Source organism: Lutibacter sp. (genome assembly GCF_041596795.1).
Taxonomy (GTDB): Bacteria; Bacteroidota; Bacteroidia; order Flavobacteriales; family Flavobacteriaceae; genus Lutibacter.
The window spans coordinates 11,492-29,118 of the sequence record NZ_JBFHHX010000030.1 but is presented as its reverse complement, the minus strand read 5'-3'; the positions used below and the strand labels follow the sequence as shown (position 1 = coordinate 29,118).

Here is a 17,627-nt window from a genome sequence, read left to right as displayed (position 1 = left end):
TGAATAATCACTAGAAGCACTTTTACTATCTGTAGCTTTTACTCTCCAATAGTAAGCAACTCCTTTTTCTAGCGCTATAGTTTTTGTAGTTGTAGTACTAGTTAAAGTATGCGCTAAAGTTGCAAATGTAGAACTCTTAGAAACATCAATAGTATAGGTTATTGCGTTTGATTCTGGATCTGTTGATGCACCCCAAGTAAACACCACTGAATTATCTATACATAGTAAGTTATTAGTTGGGTACGTTAATGTTGGTACTGTAGGAGCTTCATTTGTTTCTACCGGATCTGGAGTGTCACTTCCGCCGCCACCGCCACATGAAAATAATATACTACTCAGTGCTATAGTTGCTAAAATTTTTTTCATTTCTTATTTATTTTAAAATACAAATTTACTTTTTTATTTTAATGCTTATACTATCTAATTAATTTTATTCTTTATTGCTATTTTTCTAAGTACTATTAAAAGTATCTGTTTTCAATTTTACAGATATTTCATCTATTTAAAGTTGTTTAGAATAATCTTTTTTATTGTTTTAGAATTTTAATAGTTGTTGGTTGATCTAAAATAACTTTAGCAAAATACAAACCACTTGGTTTATTTTCTAAACTCAATTGAATTTTACTGCTAACCACCGGGTAACTATATTTTGAAATTAATTGACCTTGCACAGAATATAATTCTACTACCACATTTTTATTATCTGTTGGTATTGCAATTTCAAAATTTCCTTTTGTTGGGTTTGGGTACGCTAGTATATTTTCATACAAATCAACAGTTTTTGAAAATATTCCCTCACATTCAATGGCAGTTTTTACCAGCACTATATCGCCTTGCTTTACATCAACAGGGAAAGTTGAGTCGCTGGTTTGTAATACTTCCATATCATTTATAAATACAATATAAGGTGCTGTTCCTTGATCTATAGTAATTTCTGCCTTTGAAGAATTTATAATTGCTTTTCCTGAAACAGTAGTGCCTTCAGCAATAGTAACAATATAACATTGTTCATAATTTTCTCCAGTAACTGAAATACAAACATCATACGTGTCTGGCTCTAAACCAGTAACACTTAAACTATTATTGGTAAAATTATAAACTGTTCCGTTAATAGTTGCTTGGTAAGTATGTGTTTCTAATGCGGTAATTGTTATTTGTCCATTATTTTTGTCTGGACAGGTTTCACTTACTGTTGTAAAAGTAAAATTTGAGGAAGACAAAGTAAACACTTCGCAACCAGTTTCATCTACATCAGCACCTAATGTTGTATACGGACAAAGATCATTACTATTTAAAACTCCATCTTTATCATCATCATCACTCACAACAATAACTCCACAAATGTTTAAACTCCAACTATCTATTGACCCAACATCTTCAGCGCCTCCATCAACAACAAATAACTTCCAATCGCCATATGACTCTTCATTTAAAAAGGTACTCAAACTCTCTTGTGATGTATAAGACCCTGAAAAAGGCGCAATACCTAAATTAATTGAGTTGGTAGCAGAATCACTAAAAGTTGTACTGGTATAGCCATCACCATCGTCTCCTAAATTAGTTGCCAACACAATAGTAGTTCCAGTAGGACTAATTAATTCTAGTGTTAAATCTCCAACCCAAGGATGTGTAATATTCACCGTTAAACTAAGATCTGTAATAATTTTATTTTGGGTTATACTAATTTTAGAAGATACTCCTGTTGTAGAGTTATCTGGAATAGAAACTGGCACGTCTGTAGAACTTACAGAACTACAAACTTCGTCAGCAGTTGTAAAATTGAAAGATGAAGAAAAATCACTTTCCCCACAACGATTTAAACTTTTAACTCTCCAATAATACTTAGTATTTAATTGCAAATTGCTTGGAAGATATTCCTTCTCCGTTAAAGTTGCTGTTTCTGTAATTGTTGAAAATGCATTATCCGTTGAAATTTCAACTGTATATTCTTCAGCATTCACATCATTTTCCCATGATAAACTATAGGGTTTTAAAACACTTATTTCATTATTTTCTGGTGACAAAAGAGTTGGAGAATCAATTGTGGTTGAAAAGGCATTTATAGTAACAGCTGTTGTTTTAGCAAGTGAAGCTGTTGCAGGAGTACCTGTTACAGAAATATTAAACTCTCCAATATCACTAGCTTTTAAACCACTAATAACCATTTCTACAGAAGCTCCGTCTGCTTGCGCTTTTGTTGGGTTAAATGTAGCTATTGCATCATTTGGTAATCCCGAAGCTGAAAAAGTTGTCTCTTCTGCAAATCCGGAATAAGTGTTATATGTAAAATTAAAAGTTGTGCTATTTGGTACACATATTTTTTTTGTATACTCATCAAAACTCATTATAAACTCAGAAGATTGAATTGTAATATTTGCAGCATTTACGGCATAAAATACATTTCCAACACTTTCAATTTTTATTCTTCCTAGCGTCGATTCCTCAGTAGGCGCTACAATTATATGACTTCCATCATTAGAAACATTAGATGCTAAAACTGTAGTAAATGTTGATCCTCCATCTTTAGAATATAAAATATTTACATACTCACAACTAACAGGATCTATGTTTGTATTTGCAACATCCCAAGTAATAGTTTGTGCCGTTCCTGCCTGCCAAGTTTCAGCTACATTTTGAGAGGTAACTTTAAACGGTCCAGCGCTAGCATCAAAAGTAAGAGTTGTTTCTTTACTGGCAGTTTGCCCACCTAGTAATACATTATCTCTAACTGTTACACCAAACTTCATAGTTCTTGATACGGATGGTAAAACTTCCCAAGTACTTTTTAAACTTCCAGCTAAAACGGTAGATATGTCTGGAAAATATCTTGTTGATACTGTTGATGGTTTTATAGAACGAAATGCTGGACCTCCGGTAGCTGTAGATACTAATGGATGTGTTGTTGTTTCGGTATCTAATTGTTCCCAAGTATACGTTAAATTATCTCCTGCAGTGTCAGTAGCGTTTGCTGATAATGCAAAAGGTGTTGAAATTGGCAGCGTGTAATTATTTAAATCATCTAAAACCGGAACAGCATTAGAAGTGCTTGTTTGAACTCCACAAGTACTATAACCTGCAGAAATATTATTCCACATCTCTCTTATACTTACCAAATGAAAATAATCATCACTATACGTTTGAACATTATATGGAGAGCATAAACCTGCATATGCCATAATAGTACTTCCACTTCCTGGTTCTACTGCGGTACCACTATTAACATTGCCACTACAACCATTTGCAGTACTATTAAAGGTATGGTGCGCACCAAATTGATGTCCCATTTCATGGGCAACATAATCAACATCATAAGCATCGCCAATTGGACTACTAGAGCCTGTTATACCTCTTGCTTTGTAGGTTGTACAAGGAGAATTTAATTGTGCTAAACCACCACCTCCAGTGCTAAATGTATGTCCAATATCATAATTTGAAACTCCAATTATGGAAGTTATTTTAGTTTGACTTTCATCAATTAACGTTGAGCCATCATCATTTGTAAAGCCGTCTGTAGTTGCATTTAAAAAAATAATATTCTTATTTGTTGATACCAATACCATGGTTAATGCAACATCTCTTTCAAACAGAGCATTTACACGCGTCATTGTTGTAACAATTGCAGATAAAACAGCTGTTTTTTTCTCATCGTCTGTTGCTGTAGCTAAAATTCCTTGATTTGTTAAATGATATTGAGAATATTCTCCTGTAGTTGCAATTGCCAATCTAAAAGTTCTTAACATTCCATCGTTTGCATTTTCTACCTTCGCATTAACACTACTACTACTTGATGTTTTTACATCGGTATTAACATCGTCAAACTTACAAACAAAAGGCTCAATTGATGGTAAACTACTTTTTGAATACACTAAATAACCATCGTTATTCATCCCTTTAGGGTCAATATATACGGTAGATTCGCCATCTTTTAAAATCATAGCATGCAAACCCATTGGCGTTACACTAAATCTAACTGTAGCACTTGCATTATTTATACCCTTACCTACATAAGATCTTATAGAAGTGTTTTTGTTTTGAAGTTCATCTTCCATAACAGAAGCTTCTAAAACACTATATTGTTCCAATTCACCATTGGCATTAGGAAAACTAATTACTACACCCGACTTGGCGTTTGTTCCACTTCTTTTTGGTGCTTTACCAAGTTTACTTTTAAGTGAAGTTATGTCTAAGGTAAAATCGTTATATTTTGTTGGAAGATTTTTTCTTTTAAACTCTTGAGAAGTACTCTTATTTAGCGAACTTCCTTTTTGCCATATTTCATCTGAACTCTGACTAAAAACAGTAGAACAGAAATAAAACAACATAAAAAATATGCTTAATAGGCTTTTATCAATTTTTATCATGGTAATAAATTATTTGAGGCATGAATGCTAGCAAAGATATAATTTAATAAATATGTTCACAATTTTTATAACTGTTTATAAAACAATGCTACTATTTTATAACATTCTAATAAAAAAGGTATTTTTGCAAACTAAATTCATTTATACATTTATTTATTTTGAAGATATTCAAAAATATAGCTACGTATGCATCTACTAAAAAATCATTTGTTACCATTGGTACATTTGATGGTGTGCATTTAGGGCATCAAAAAGTTATAAAAAATTTAGTTGAAAGTGCTAAAAAAAATAATGCTGAATCAGTTTTATTAACTTTTTTTCCTCACCCCAGAATGGTGCTTCAGAAAAACGCCAATATTAAGTTAATAAACACTATTGATGAACGTATTGAATTACTTGAAAACATTGGTTTAAACACCCTTATTATTCAGGAATTTTCCGATGAATTTGCAAATTTATCTGCCTTTGAGTTTGTTAAAACTATTTTAGTAGATCAATTAAATATTAAGAAATTAATTATTGGTTACGATCATCATTTTGGAAAAAACCGAGAAGGAAATTTTAATAGTTTGGTAGCATTTGGATTGCAATTTAATTTTGAAGTTACAGAGATTTCTCAGAAAGATATTAGCAATATTACCGTTAGTTCAACAAAAATTAGATGCGCTATAGAGCAAGGCGAAATACAAAAAGCAAATAGCTATTTAGGCTATAACTTTACACTAATTGGCACTGTGGTAAAAGGTAAAAATTTAGGTAAAAAAATAGGATTTCCAACAGCTAACATTTTAATAAAGGAAACTTATAAATTAATTCCAAAAACAGGTGCTTATATTGTAAAATCTAGCATTAATAACAAATTAATTTATGGAATGATGAATATTGGCTACAGACCAACTGTTAGCGGAAAAAATCAAACTATTGAGATTAATTTCTTCGATTTTGATGAAGATTTATACAACCAAGTTTTAAAAATTGAAGTTTTAACATTTTTAAGAGAAGAAAAGAAATTTGACTCTATTGAGTATTTAAAAAGCCAACTTAATAAAGACAAACAAAAATCTTTAGAATATATAAATGGCACTTTTTTTGAAAGTAATTAGTTATAAATTAAGCCTTATGAAAAAAAATATTTGTTTCGCAGTACTATTACTTATAAGCTTTAGCTCTTGCAAAAGTTTTAATTTTCAAATAAAAACACCAACAATGATAGATTCTATTATTTGCCCTGAAAATGGAAATTGCAGCTTAGAGCTTATCCCTAATAAATCTATTGAGTTTAAGGAAGATGAATTTGGCATTTTGTACCCAATAATTTCTGAAGGAAATAAAACATTGTTTAAATATACTTTTCAAAAAAAACCGATAAAAGAATTGCAAGACAGCAATTATACTGAAATTATTTATGCGGAATTAGAGACTACTATTTCTGAAATGTCACTAACAAACCAAGACCTTTCTTCTATAAAACTTTACTTTGGCAGATTGTGTTATTGCAAAGGTGCTACAGGTTATTATCCCATAAAAAATGGTACGTTTAAAATTACCCAAACAGCAAAAGACAGTGTTAATTTTAAGCTAGATTTTACAATTACCGAAGTTCCTCAAATAATTTCAGAAATAAACGAAACTATTTCTTTAAAATGAAATGAAACTAAATAGTTACTATTAGCAGCATTTTCTTAAATTTGCGCATCATTTAAAGGAAAAAACAATGTTACAAGTAGCTTTTATTAGAGAAAACAAGGAAACTGTTTTAAAAGGTTTAGCCAAAAGAAATTTTAAAAACGCATTAGAATTAGTTGAAAAAACTATTGCTGCAGATGAAGAACGCAGAGCAATTCAAACAGAATTGGATGCAATGCTTGCCGAATCTAATAAATTATCGAAAGACATTGGAATGCTTTTTAAAGCTGGAGAAACGCAAAAAGCTGCTATTTTAAAAGAAAAAACAGGTATTTTAAAAGAAAAATCTAAAGATTTAACCGAAAGTCTTCAAAATAAAGCCAACGAGCTACAGGAATTACTGTATTTACTTCCAAACATTCCAAATGAAATAGTACCAAACGGTGTTTCTGCAGATGATAATTTAAATGTATTTGAAGAAGGTGAAATTCCGGTTTTACATAAAGATGCTTTACCACATTGGGAATTAGCAAAAAAATACGATATTATAGATTTTGAGCTAGGAAATAAAATTACAGGAGCAGGTTTTCCAGTTTATAAAGGCAAAGGCGCAAAATTACAACGCGCTTTAATTAACTATTTTTTAGACAAAAATACTGCCGCTGGTTATGATGAGGTTCAGGTACCACATTTGGTGAATGAAGCTTCAGGTTTTGGAACTGGTCAATTGCCAGATAAAGAAGGACAAATGTACCACGATGCGCAAGATAATTTATATTTAATTCCTACGGCTGAGGTTCCAGTTACCAACATTTTTAGAGATGTTATTTTAAAAGAAGATGAGTTTCCTATTTGCAAAACTGCATACACGCCATGTTTTAGACGCGAAGCTGGTTCTTACGGAGCGCACGTTCGTGGTTTAAACAGATTACATCAATTTGATAAAGTAGAAATTGTACGTATAGAGCACCCTAACAATTCTTATGCAGCTTTAGATAGTATGGTAAATCATGTAAAAAGTATTTTACAAGAATTAAATTTACCCTACAGAATTTTACGTTTATGTGGTGGCGATATGGGCTTTACTTCTGCACTAACATACGATTTTGAAGTGTTCTCAACAGCACAAGATCGTTGGTTAGAAATAAGTTCAGTTTCTAATTTTGAAAATTTTCAGGCAAATCGCTTAAAACTTCGTTTTAAAAATAGTGAAGGTAAAAGCGAATTAGCACACACTTTAAACGGAAGCTCGTTAGCATTACCACGTGTTTTAGCAGGTTTATTAGAAAACTGCCAAACACCAGAAGGCATAAAAATACCTAAAGTTTTAGTACCTTATTGCGGGTTTGAACTAATTAATTAGACTGAATAGTTATTAATAATTTTTTGTAATGGTTCATTTCAATTAACGCATCAAAATATGCATTGATTTGACCTTTTTTCATGAATTTTAACGCTTTCTTTTTAGCAGTTTCGTAGTGTTTGATTATATCGTTCATGGTTGTAAAATTTAGTTATTTATAACCCTAAGACAATTTCCGTGCCAAAACGTAACAGCTCATTTTTAAAAATAACCGGTATTTATAAAAACTTTAACACTTGTTTACGTTATATTTGATTGATAAACTTAGAAAATGCGCTATTTAATATTCATACTTTTTTGTTGTTTTTCTGCACAAATCTCTGCGCAGGAACCAGAATTAGCGTATCAATATTTTAGAAATGGCGAATATGAAAAATCTGCATATTTATTCAAAACACTGCATGAAAATAACCCCTATAATTCCACTTATTTAAGTTTCTTAATTGATTCTTATCAGCAAATAGAAAAATTTGATGAAATAACAACTATTATAAACAAACAACTTTCATCGTATAAAAATCAAGAGTATTTATTAATAGAATTAGGTTACAACTATCAATTGCAACATCAACAAGAAAAAGCCAACGAATATTATAAAAAAGCCATTGATATTATTGATGCATTTCCAAATTTAGGCTATTTAATAGGAAAAACCTTTCAGGACAACAACCTACTCGATTTTTCTTTAGAAGCCTATAAAAAAACAATGAACCTTGTACCAAATGCTAATTACAACTTTCAAATAGCATTAATTTACAGTGAAAAAGGAGAAATTGAAAATATGTTTACCACATATTTAAATATGGTTTCTAAAAACGACGCATTACTGGCAACATCTAAAAGTTATATGGGAAGATTTATAACGGATGATGCCGAAAATAATTATAATAATATATTAAAAAAATTGTTGTTAAAACAGCTACAAAGCAATCCGCTTACTATATGGAACGATTTATTGAGCTGGTTATTTATGCAACAAAAAGAATATGAAAAAGCATTAATTCAAGAGAAAGCTATTTTTAAAAGGAATGGAGGTGGTTTAGAGCCTATAATGGATATTGGTAAAATTGCTTTTGAAAATAAATCGTACGAAGCTGCAAAAAATTGTTTCCGTTTTGTATTGGAAAATATTCCAAATCTAGAAACCGAATTAACCGCAAAATTGTATTTACTAGAAATTGATATGGATACAAATGCTTCAAATGAAAGCATTGAAAATCAGTTTCAACAAATATTCACACAATATGGCAAAAATCAAAATACAATTGGCATACAAGCAATTTATGCCGAGTTTTTAGCTTTCAAACAAAACGAACCAGAAAATGGAATCTCAGTTTTAAAAGAAGCATTAAATATGCCTATTAACGAATTTCAAACTGGCTATTTAAAAACAAAATTGGCTGATATTTTAGTCTTTACAAACAAATTTAATTCGGCGTTAATTTATTACACGCAAGTACAAAACGATTTAAAAAACCATACTATTGGACAAACGGCGCGTTTTAAAATTGCACAAACATCGTATTTTAAAGGCGATTTTGAATGGGCACAATCACAATTAAAAGTATTAAAAAATTCAACTTCGCAATTAATTGCTAATGATGCACTCGATTTAAATTTATTAATTACCGACAACGCAGTAAAAGACAGTTTAAAAATTGCCTTAAAAACGTATGCAAAAGCCGATTTATTAGCTTTTCAAAATAAAAACCAACAAGCAATTGATACATTGCAAGTGCTTTTAAACACCTATAAAGAACATCCTATTGAAGATGAAGCTTTATTTAAACAAGCGCAACTTTTTGAAAAAACAAATCAGCTTACAAAAGCAGAGCAAAATTATTTGCAAATTATAGCCCTTAATAAAGATGATATTTTGGCTGATGACGCCATCTTTTATTTAGCCGAACTGTATTTAAATAAATTTCAAAACATAGAAAAAGCAAAAGAATATTATCAGAAAATTATATTTGAATATCCTTCTAGCATATTTTTAGTAGATGCTCGAAAAAAATTCCGAGATTTGAGAGGTGATCAGTTAAATTAAAAATAAAACATTTACCCCTTAAACACTTTAACCAATTACAACATATAAATAAAAACAAAATGTATATATATAACGAAACAACCAATGTAGATGAAACTATCCATACTCAATGGCTACATTGGATGAAATCAAAACATATTCCGGCTATGCTTGCTACTGGAAAATTTACCACAGCAAAAATGGTACAAGTTTTAATTGATGAAGAAATGGGAGGTGTAACTTATGCCGTTCAATACACAACCGAAAATATGCAAACTTTGGAAGAATATTATAAAACAGATGCTCCAAAACTTCAACAAGAAGCTTTTCTATTATTTGGCGAAAAAGCAGTTTCGTTTAGAACTGAACTTAAAATTATTAGCGAACAATTTAGTGTGAGTATAAACAATTAATTATGAGTGTAAAAGCAAAAAAACACCTAGGTCAACATTTTTTAACAGATGAACTAATTGCACAAAAAATTGCAGATAGCTTGTTGGGTAATGGTTATAAAAATGTATTGGAAATTGGTCCTGGAATGGGTGTTTTAACAAAGTATTTACTTAAAAAAGACTTTACAACTCACGTTATTGAAATTGATACAGAATCGGTTGAATATTTACAAGCGCATTATTTAAACTTGGCAGACCGTATAATTTCAAAAGATTTTTTAAAAATTGATATTTCCGAGTATATGGGTACAGAGCCTTTTGCAATAATTGGAAATTTCCCTTATAATATATCTTCTCAAATAGTTTTTAAAACATTAGAAAATCGCCATCAAATACCAGAATTTTCAGGAATGTTTCAAAAAGAAGTAGCTTTAAGAATTGCCGAAAAAGCTGGTAGCAAAGTATATGGAATTTTATCAGTTTTAACACAAGCTTTTTACGATGTTGAGTATTTATTTACCGTTCCTCCAACAGTTTTTAATCCACCTCCAAAAGTAGATTCTGGAGTTATTAGATTGGTTAGAAAAGAAAACTATACACTTCCTGTGGATGAAAAATTATTCTACAAAGTAGTAAAAACTGCTTTTCAACAACGCAGAAAAACCTTGCGAAACAGTTTAAAAACATTGAATCTATCGGATTCTTTAAGAGAAGATAGTATCTTTGCAAAACGCCCAGAACAATTATCGGTTCAGGAATTTATCAATCTCACATCTAAAATAGAGAACGATGGCATTTGAAATTACCAAAGATTATATTCAACAAATTCAACAATTAATTGCTGAAAATAAGGAAAATACACTTTTAGCAATGCTAGAAGAAGTGCATTATGCCGATATTGCTGAAATTATTGAAGAATTAGAATATGACGAGGCAATTTATATTATTAAATTATTAGAGAGCGATGTAACTTCTGAAATAATTGCAGAATTAGATGACGATACAAGAGAAAGTATTTTAAAAAGGCTTTCATCAAAAGAAATAGCCGATGAAATTTCCGAATTAGATACCGATGATGCTGCCGACATTATTTCCGAACTTTCCGATAAGCAAATAAAAGAGGTAATTTCTCATATAGAAGATGAGGAACACGCCAAAGATATTATTGATCTTTTACGATACGATGAAGATACTGCCGGAGGTTTAATGGCAAAAGAGTTAGTAAAAGTAAATGAAAACTGGAATGTACTTACCTGTGTTAAAGAAATGCGTGCACAAGCAGAAGAAGTTTCCAGAGTTCATTCTATTTATGTAGTAGATGATAACGATATTTTAAAGGGAAGATTATCATTAAAAGACCTTTTAACAACTTCTACAAAAACAGCAATTAAAGATATTTTTATAAAAAAAGTTGATTCAGTAAACGTAAATGATGATGCTGAAGATGTTGCTAAAGTGATGCAAAAATACGACTTGGAAGCTATTCCGGTTGTTGATGAATTAGGACGCTTAGTTGGAAGAATTACTATTGATGATATTGTTGACGTAATAAAAGAAGAAGCCGAAAAAGATTACCAAATGGCAGCAGGTATATCGCAAGATGTTGAAGCCGATGATACTATTTGGGAACTTACCAAAGCTCGGTTACCTTGGTTAATTTTAGCGTTATTTGGTGGTTTTGTAAGTGTTTCCATTTTAGGAGGATTTGAAGAAGCTATGAATCAATATCCAATACTTTTCTTTTTTACACCGCTAATTGCCGCAATGGCTGGAAATGTTGGAGTACAATCTTCCGCAATTATTGTGCAAGGGTTAGCCAATGATAGTTTAAGAGGATCACTTTGGAACCGACTTTTAAAAGAAGTTTCACAAAGTTTATTAAACGGTTTTGTTTTAGCAGCTTTATTAATGTCTGCCGGAATGTTCTTTCTAGGTTTTGAATTAAAAGTAGGAATTACTGTTTCTATCTCCTTAATTTCAGTCATTATAATCGCCTCAATTATTGGCACATTTGTACCTATTATCTTAGACAAACGTGGTATTGACCCAGCTTTAGCAACAGGTCCTTTTATAACAACAAGTAACGATATTTTAGGAATATTAATCTATTTTTCAATAGCAAAATTAATTTTAGGCTTCTAAATTACTTGGGCATTCCACTGCGTGTCAGGCTTTACGCACTCGCTTTTTTATTGTTTTCAACAATTAAAAGAGCTCAAACAAATGCTTCAATCCTTAATGCAAAATAAGTTTTTAAAATTTCATTTTCTTAAACAAATCCCATAAAACAACACCAACACTAACAGATATATTTAACGAATGTTTTGTGCCTAATTGTGGAATTTCCACACAATAATCACTTGCCGAAACTACTTTTTGCTGAACACCTTTTACTTCGTTTCCAAAAACTACCGCATATTTTTGGTTGGGTTCAACCTCAAAATCTTGCAACATTGTACTATCCTCAGCTTGCTCAATCGCCAATATTTTAACCTTTTCACCTTTCAATCTTTCAACCAAATCAAGTGTATCTGCTACATATTCCCAATCAACAGAATCTGTTGCTCCTAAAGCAGTTTTATGAATATCTTTATGCGGAGGTTTTGCAGTAATTCCACACAGGTAAATTTTTTCAATAATAAAAGCATCGCTGGTTCTAAACACCGAACCAATATTATTTAAACTTCTAATATTATCTAATATAACTATTAAAGGAATCTTTGCAGTTTGTTTAAATTCTTCCACATTTAATCTGCCCAGTTCACTATTTTTTAATTTCCTCATTACTAGGGTTTATTCGTTTAATTGTTAAATTGTGCAATTCATAATTCATAATTTCCAATTCGGAATTATAAATATAAAATGTAACTTCGCAAAACTAACTTAATTTCCTATAAAATTGGCAGCAAAAAAAGAGAAAGTCACACCTTTAATGAAACAATACAACGCCATTAAGGTAAAATATCCTGATGCAATGTTACTGTTTAGAGTTGGTGATTTTTATGAAACTTTTGGAGAAGATGCTAAAAAAGCATCTAAAGTTTTAGGAATTATTTTAACAAAACGTGGTGCTGGAAGCGAAACAGAAACTGCTTTAGCAGGTTTTCCGCATCACTCATTAAATACGTATTTACCAAAATTAGTAAAAGCAGGAATGCGTGTTGCCATTTGCGATCAGTTGGAAGATCCAAAAATGACCAAAACTATTGTAAAACGTGGTGTTACAGAATTAGTAACTCCTGGTGTTGCCTTAAATGATGAAGTTTTACAATCTAACACCAATAATTTTTTAGCGGCCATACATTTTGGAAAAAAACTCCTTGGAATTTCTTTTTTAGATGTTTCAACAGGTGAATTTTTAACCGCACAAGGAAACAGTGAATATATAGATAAATTGTTACAGAACTTTAACCCAAGCGAGGTGTTGGTTCAAAAACAACATAAAAATAAATTTAAAGAGCTTTTTGGCGACCGATTTTATACATTTTATTTAGAAGATTGGATTTTTCAATCGGAATATGCGTTAGAAACATTAACCAATCATTTTAAAGTAAAAACGTTAAAAGGTTTTGGTGTTGATGAATTAAATGAAGGAATTATTTCATCAGGTGCCGTGCTATATTATTTATCGGAAACGCAGCATAATAAACTGGAACATATTTCCGTAATTAACCGTATTTCTGAAGATAATTATGTGTGGATGGATCGTTTTACCATCCGTAATTTAGAATTGTACAATTCAACTTCGGTAAATGCAGTAACGCTTTTAGATGTAATTGACAAAACCATTTCGCCAATGGGCGGACGTTTATTAAAACGCTGGCTGGCATTGCCTTTAAAAGATATTAGCAGAATAAAAAAACGTCACGATATTGTAAAATATTTAATAGATAATGATGACTTTTTTGAGTTAACAACCTTTCAAATTAAACAAATTAGTGATATTGAGCGTTTGGTTTCTAAAGTTGCAACCGGAAAAGTAAATCCGCGTGAAGTTGTATTGCTTAAAAATTCCTTAAATGCTATTATTCCAATAAAAGAAGCTGCTGAAAAAAGTGATAACGAAAGTTTAAAAATAATTGGCGAACAATTACAAAACTGCAATACGCTTCGTGAAAAAATAACAAAAACTTTAAACGAAGATGCGCCGGTAAATATTAACAAAGGAGATGCAATTGCCGAAGGTGTTTCAAAAGAATTGGATGATTTAAGAGCTATTTCAACCAAAGGAAAAGATTATTTAGATGCTATGTTGGCTCGCGAAATTGAGCGTTCCGGAATTACATCATTAAAAATAGCATTTAATAATGTTTTTGGGTATTATATTGAAGTTAGAAACACACATAAAGATAAAGTACCTACCGATTGGATTCGTAAACAAACTTTGGTAAGTGCCGAGCGATATATTACTGAAGAATTAAAAGAATACGAAACCAAAATTTTAGGTGCAGAAGAAAAAATTGGGAAACTTGAAAGTGAATTATTTGCCGAGTTAATCAGTAATTTAATAGATTATATTCAACCAATACAATTAAACGCACAACTTATTGCGCAAATAGATTGTTTATGTTCCTTTGCACAAATTGCCAAACAACATAATTATGTACGTCCACAATTAGATGAAAGCACCGATTTAGAAATAAAAAATGGTCGTCATCCAGTAATTGAAAAGCAATTACCAATTGGAGAAGAATATATTGCAAATGATGTTGTTTTAAACACCCATTTACAGCAAATTATTATGATTACCGGTCCTAATATGAGTGGTAAATCTGCTATTTTACGTCAAACCGCTTTAATTGTTTTACTGGCGCAGATGGGAAGTTATGTTCCGGCTCAAAACGCAAGAATTGGGATTGTAGACAAAATATTTACACGTGTTGGCGCCAGCGATAACATTTCAATGGGCGAATCTACTTTTATGGTAGAAATGAACGAAACTGCAAGTATTTTAAATAATATTTCGGACAGAAGTTTGGTGTTATTAGATGAAATTGGACGTGGAACAAGCACATATGACGGAATTTCAATAGCTTGGGCAATTGCCGAATATTTACACGAACATCCGTCAAAAGCAAAAACATTATTTGCAACACATTACCACGAATTGAATGATATGACTAATACATTTGATCGTATTAAAAACTTTAATGTTTCGGTAAAAGAATTAAAAGATAAAGTTATTTTCTTACGAAAATTAGTTCCTGGAGGAAGCGAACATAGTTTTGGTATTTACGTTGCTAAATTAGCCGGAATGCCAAGCTCTGTAATTCATAGAGCAAGTAAAATGTTAAAGCAACTCGAGAAAAATCACACCAATTCTGAGGTTAAAGAAACATTAAAAAACGCTGCTGAAAATGATATGCAATTGAGCTTTTTTAAGTTAGACGATCCTTTGTTAGAAGATATAAAAGAAGAAATTCTTTCTACTAATATTGATACGCTTACACCTATTGAAGCTCTAATGAAATTGAATGAAATTAAACGAATGTTAACAAAAAAGGCGTCAAAATAGCTAAACTATTTAAAAACGAAAAAACCGTTATTCTGACTTTATTTCAGGAGCTCTTCAAATTGAATTCTACATATTTTGAGAAGCTAAACCCAGTTTAGGTTGACGCGTTTTTAATAAAAAAACTAATGAAATGATTAACAATTTAGAACAAGGCTTTTTTGGAATTGGTATTCAAAACGGAAAAACTCCTGAAAATTTAGGTGTTTTATGGCGTTCTGCACAAAATATGGGTGCAAGTTTTATATTTACTATTGGAAACAGATATGCAAAACAAGCGTGTGACACACACAAAGCAACAGGCGCTATGCCTTATTTTCATTATGAAACTTTTGATGATTTTTATAATAATTTACCTAAAGGAGCACAACTTGTTGGTGTGGAACTAACTGAAAAAGCAATGCCTTTAGAAACATTTTCGCATCCTCGCCGTTGCGTATATTTATTAGGAGCGGAAGACCACGGCTTGTCTAAAATCGCTATTGAAAAATCACATTTTTTAGTAAAATTTAAATCTACTTTAAGTTTAAATGTTTCTGTAGCTGGAAGTATTATTATGTACGATAGACAGGCAAAACTTTTTTAATAATCTAAGTCTTAGTTAATAAAAATCATTACATAAGCCTTCACACAAATCATAAATACTGCAAAATTCTTTAACATTTTTTTGACGTATTTTTAATTACCTTTGTATATTCTAAAGTTTAAAAACATGTTTTTATTTATTAGTGGTGCCGAAATTTTTGTTATTCTTTTAATAACTGTAATGTTATTTGGAGCCGATAAATTACCGGAAATTGCACGTGGATTAGGAAAAGGTATGCGACAAATAAAAGATGCAACAAATGATATTAAAAGAGAAATACAAAATAGTGCAGAAAAGCATAATATAGATGTAGATGTTGCAGCAAAAGTGCGCGATGAGATTAGTAAAGTAACTGATAATGTTACGGACATAACACAACCTGTAAAAAAAATAAAAGATAAAATTGTTGATGATATTACAGGGCCTGTAAAAAGAAACTTATAATATTGAAACTATTAAATCCGATTATTAATTACGATAAACAATTACTCCTTTTTCTACATTCTAAAGGTTCTGTGTTTTGGGATTCTTTTTGGATTTTTATAACCAATCCTTTTCACTGGATTCCGCTTTTTTTTATTTTATTTTTTTTCGGTTTTAAGGTTTATGGCTTAAAAAAATCCTTCTTAATATCTTTATTTACTGCCGTAAGTGTTGCTTTTTCTTTACTAATTGTAAACCTTATTAAAAACAATGTACAACGCTTACGACCACTAAATGATGTTAGTGTAAATGAATCTATAAGAACAATAATTGAAGCACATGATTTTAGTTTTGTATCTGGTCATTCTACCGTGTCCTTTACCATTGCATTTTTATCATTTTGGGTACTAAAAAAACATTTTAAATTTGCTTTTCTTATATTTCTATTTCCTTTACTATTTGCATACAGCAGACTATATTTAGCCGCGCATTATCCATTAGATATTTTATTTGGAATGCTTTTAGGATTTTGTATAGCTTTATTTTTTTATAAAGTATTAAGTAAATTTGTATTAAAAACTTAAGTAGTTTTAACTCTGCTTATAGTTAAACCATCTCTAATAGGCAACAAAACGGTTTCAATTCGTTCATCAGAGTTTAATAATTTATTATACTTTAAAAGCTCTTTGGTATCAATATCCTTTGGATTTAATTCTTCAATTACTTTTCCGCTCCAAAGTACATTGTCTGATAAAATAATACCTCCAGGATTCATTTTATCAATTATTAAATTAAAATAATTACTGTAATTTGCTTTATCAGCATCTATAAAAACCAAATCAAATTTTTTATTAATTGTAGGAATAATTTCAATAGCATTCCCAATAAGTTGTTCTATTTGATTTTTATAATCGGAAGCATCAAAATATTTTTTACAAATGGCTTCCAACTCTTCATTTTTATCAATGGTAATTAACGTTCCATTTTTTTGCAAACCTTCGGCTAAACATAAAGCAGAATAACCTGTGTATGTTCCAATTTCTAAAATACTTTTAGGATTTATTATCTTTGAAATAATTGACAAAATTCTGCCCTGATAAGCACCGCTTAACATTCTTGGATTTAATATTTTTTGCCAAGTTTCTTTATTTAGTTGTTGTAAAAGTGCTGGTTCATTTTGAGAATGATTTACAACATATTTGTCTAATTTTTCTGATAGAAAGTTCATTGTTTTTGTTTGTAAAAATAGAAAAACTGTTTAAAAGTGAAATTTTTGTCAACCTGTGCTTCGACTTCGCTCAGCAACCGGTTATTGAGTGGAGTTAAAATACAGGTTCT

General features: G+C 30.7%; 15 protein-coding genes and 1 pseudogene. 11 read left to right on the top strand and 5 right to left on the bottom strand.

Annotated elements, in window-relative coordinates:
• A pseudogene (locus ABY298_RS05740) lies at positions 1-366 on the bottom strand (hypothetical protein); the annotation flags it as partial.
• Positions 367-527: 161 nt separating this feature from the next.
• Complete coding sequence (locus ABY298_RS05735; RefSeq protein WP_372745050.1) at positions 528-4,361, bottom strand: reprolysin-like metallopeptidase; 3,834 nt, start codon at positions 4,359-4,361, stop codon at positions 528-530.
• Positions 4,362-4,519: 158 nt separating this feature from the next.
• Here ABY298_RS05735 and ABY298_RS05730 point away from each other — a divergent pair, with 158 nt between their 5' ends.
• The 3 genes from ABY298_RS05730 (at position 4,520) to serS (ending at position 7,350) form a co-directional block, all read left to right on the top strand.
• Positions 4,520-5,464 carry a bifunctional riboflavin kinase/FAD synthetase gene (locus ABY298_RS05730; protein ID WP_372745049.1) on the top strand — a complete coding sequence of 315 codons (945 nt, stop codon included), beginning with the start codon at positions 4,520-4,522 and terminating at the stop codon, positions 5,462-5,464.
• A gap of 103 nt (positions 5,465-5,567) precedes the next feature.
• Positions 5,568-6,008, top strand: coding sequence for a hypothetical protein (locus ABY298_RS05725; protein ID WP_372745048.1), 441 nt, complete (start codon positions 5,568-5,570; stop codon positions 6,006-6,008).
• A 67-nt stretch (positions 6,009-6,075) separates the two neighbouring features.
• Positions 6,076-7,350 carry a serine--tRNA ligase gene (gene serS, locus ABY298_RS05720; protein WP_372745047.1) on the top strand — a complete coding sequence of 425 codons (1,275 nt, stop codon included), beginning with the start codon at positions 6,076-6,078 and terminating at the stop codon, positions 7,348-7,350.
• Here serS and ABY298_RS05715 read toward each other — a convergent pair.
• Positions 7,343-7,486 (bottom strand): hypothetical protein, encoded by a 144-nt coding sequence (locus ABY298_RS05715; protein WP_372745046.1) that lies wholly within the window; start codon positions 7,484-7,486, stop codon positions 7,343-7,345. The genes serS and ABY298_RS05715 overlap by 8 nt on opposite strands.
• A gap of 135 nt (positions 7,487-7,621) precedes the next feature.
• Here ABY298_RS05715 and ABY298_RS05710 point away from each other — a divergent pair, with 135 nt between their 5' ends.
• Genes ABY298_RS05710 through mgtE form a run of 4 tightly spaced genes read left to right on the top strand, consistent with a single transcriptional unit; the run spans position 7,622 to position 11,910 of the window.
• Entirely contained in the window at positions 7,622-9,397 is a 1,776-nt protein-coding gene (locus tag ABY298_RS05710; protein ID WP_372745045.1) for a tetratricopeptide repeat protein, read from the top strand.
• 59 nt (positions 9,398-9,456) lie between these two features.
• Positions 9,457-9,789: a DUF4286 family protein gene (locus tag ABY298_RS05705; RefSeq protein ID WP_372745044.1), complete on the top strand. Its 333-nt coding sequence runs from the start codon at positions 9,457-9,459 to the stop codon at positions 9,787-9,789.
• Positions 9,790-9,791: 2 nt separating this feature from the next.
• Positions 9,792-10,568 carry a 16S rRNA (adenine(1518)-N(6)/adenine(1519)-N(6))-dimethyltransferase RsmA gene (gene rsmA / locus ABY298_RS05700; protein ID WP_372745043.1) on the top strand — a complete coding sequence of 259 codons (777 nt, stop codon included), beginning with the start codon at positions 9,792-9,794 and terminating at the stop codon, positions 10,566-10,568.
• Positions 10,558-11,910, top strand: a complete 1,353-nt coding sequence (gene mgtE, locus ABY298_RS05695) for a magnesium transporter (protein WP_372745042.1) — start codon at positions 10,558-10,560, stop codon at positions 11,908-11,910. Before rsmA ends, mgtE begins: the two co-directional genes overlap by 11 nt.
• 111 nt (positions 11,911-12,021) lie before the next feature.
• Here the strand turns inward: mgtE and ABY298_RS05690 are convergent, their stop codons facing one another.
• Entirely contained in the window at positions 12,022-12,552 is a 531-nt protein-coding gene (locus ABY298_RS05690) for an RNA methyltransferase (RefSeq protein ID WP_372745041.1), read from the bottom strand.
• 148 nt (positions 12,553-12,700) lie between these two features.
• Between ABY298_RS05690 and mutS the strand changes: the two genes are divergently transcribed.
• The 4 genes from mutS to ABY298_RS05670 all read left to right on the top strand — a co-directional run bounded on the left by mutS (position 12,701) and on the right by ABY298_RS05670 (position 16,873).
• Positions 12,701-15,283 (top strand): DNA mismatch repair protein MutS, encoded by a 2,583-nt coding sequence (gene mutS, locus ABY298_RS05685; RefSeq protein WP_372745051.1) that lies wholly within the window; start codon positions 12,701-12,703, stop codon positions 15,281-15,283.
• A 130-nt stretch (positions 15,284-15,413) separates the two neighbouring features.
• The gene (locus tag ABY298_RS05680; RefSeq protein WP_372745040.1) at positions 15,414-15,866 is read left to right on the top strand and encodes an RNA methyltransferase; all 453 of its coding nucleotides are present in this window, start codon (positions 15,414-15,416) and stop codon (positions 15,864-15,866) included.
• A 126-nt stretch (positions 15,867-15,992) separates the two neighbouring features.
• The gene (locus tag ABY298_RS05675) at positions 15,993-16,310 is read left to right on the top strand and encodes a twin-arginine translocase TatA/TatE family subunit (protein ID WP_372745039.1); all 318 of its coding nucleotides are present in this window, start codon (positions 15,993-15,995) and stop codon (positions 16,308-16,310) included.
• A gap of 2 nt (positions 16,311-16,312) precedes the next feature.
• The gene (locus ABY298_RS05670) at positions 16,313-16,873 is read left to right on the top strand and encodes a phosphatase PAP2 family protein (RefSeq protein WP_372745038.1); all 561 of its coding nucleotides are present in this window, start codon (positions 16,313-16,315) and stop codon (positions 16,871-16,873) included.
• Here the strand turns inward: ABY298_RS05670 and ABY298_RS05665 are convergent.
• Positions 16,870-17,517, bottom strand: coding sequence for an O-methyltransferase (locus ABY298_RS05665; RefSeq protein ID WP_372745037.1), 648 nt, complete (start codon positions 17,515-17,517; stop codon positions 16,870-16,872). The genes ABY298_RS05670 and ABY298_RS05665 overlap by 4 nt on opposite strands.
• Positions 17,518-17,627 lie beyond the last annotated feature (110 nt).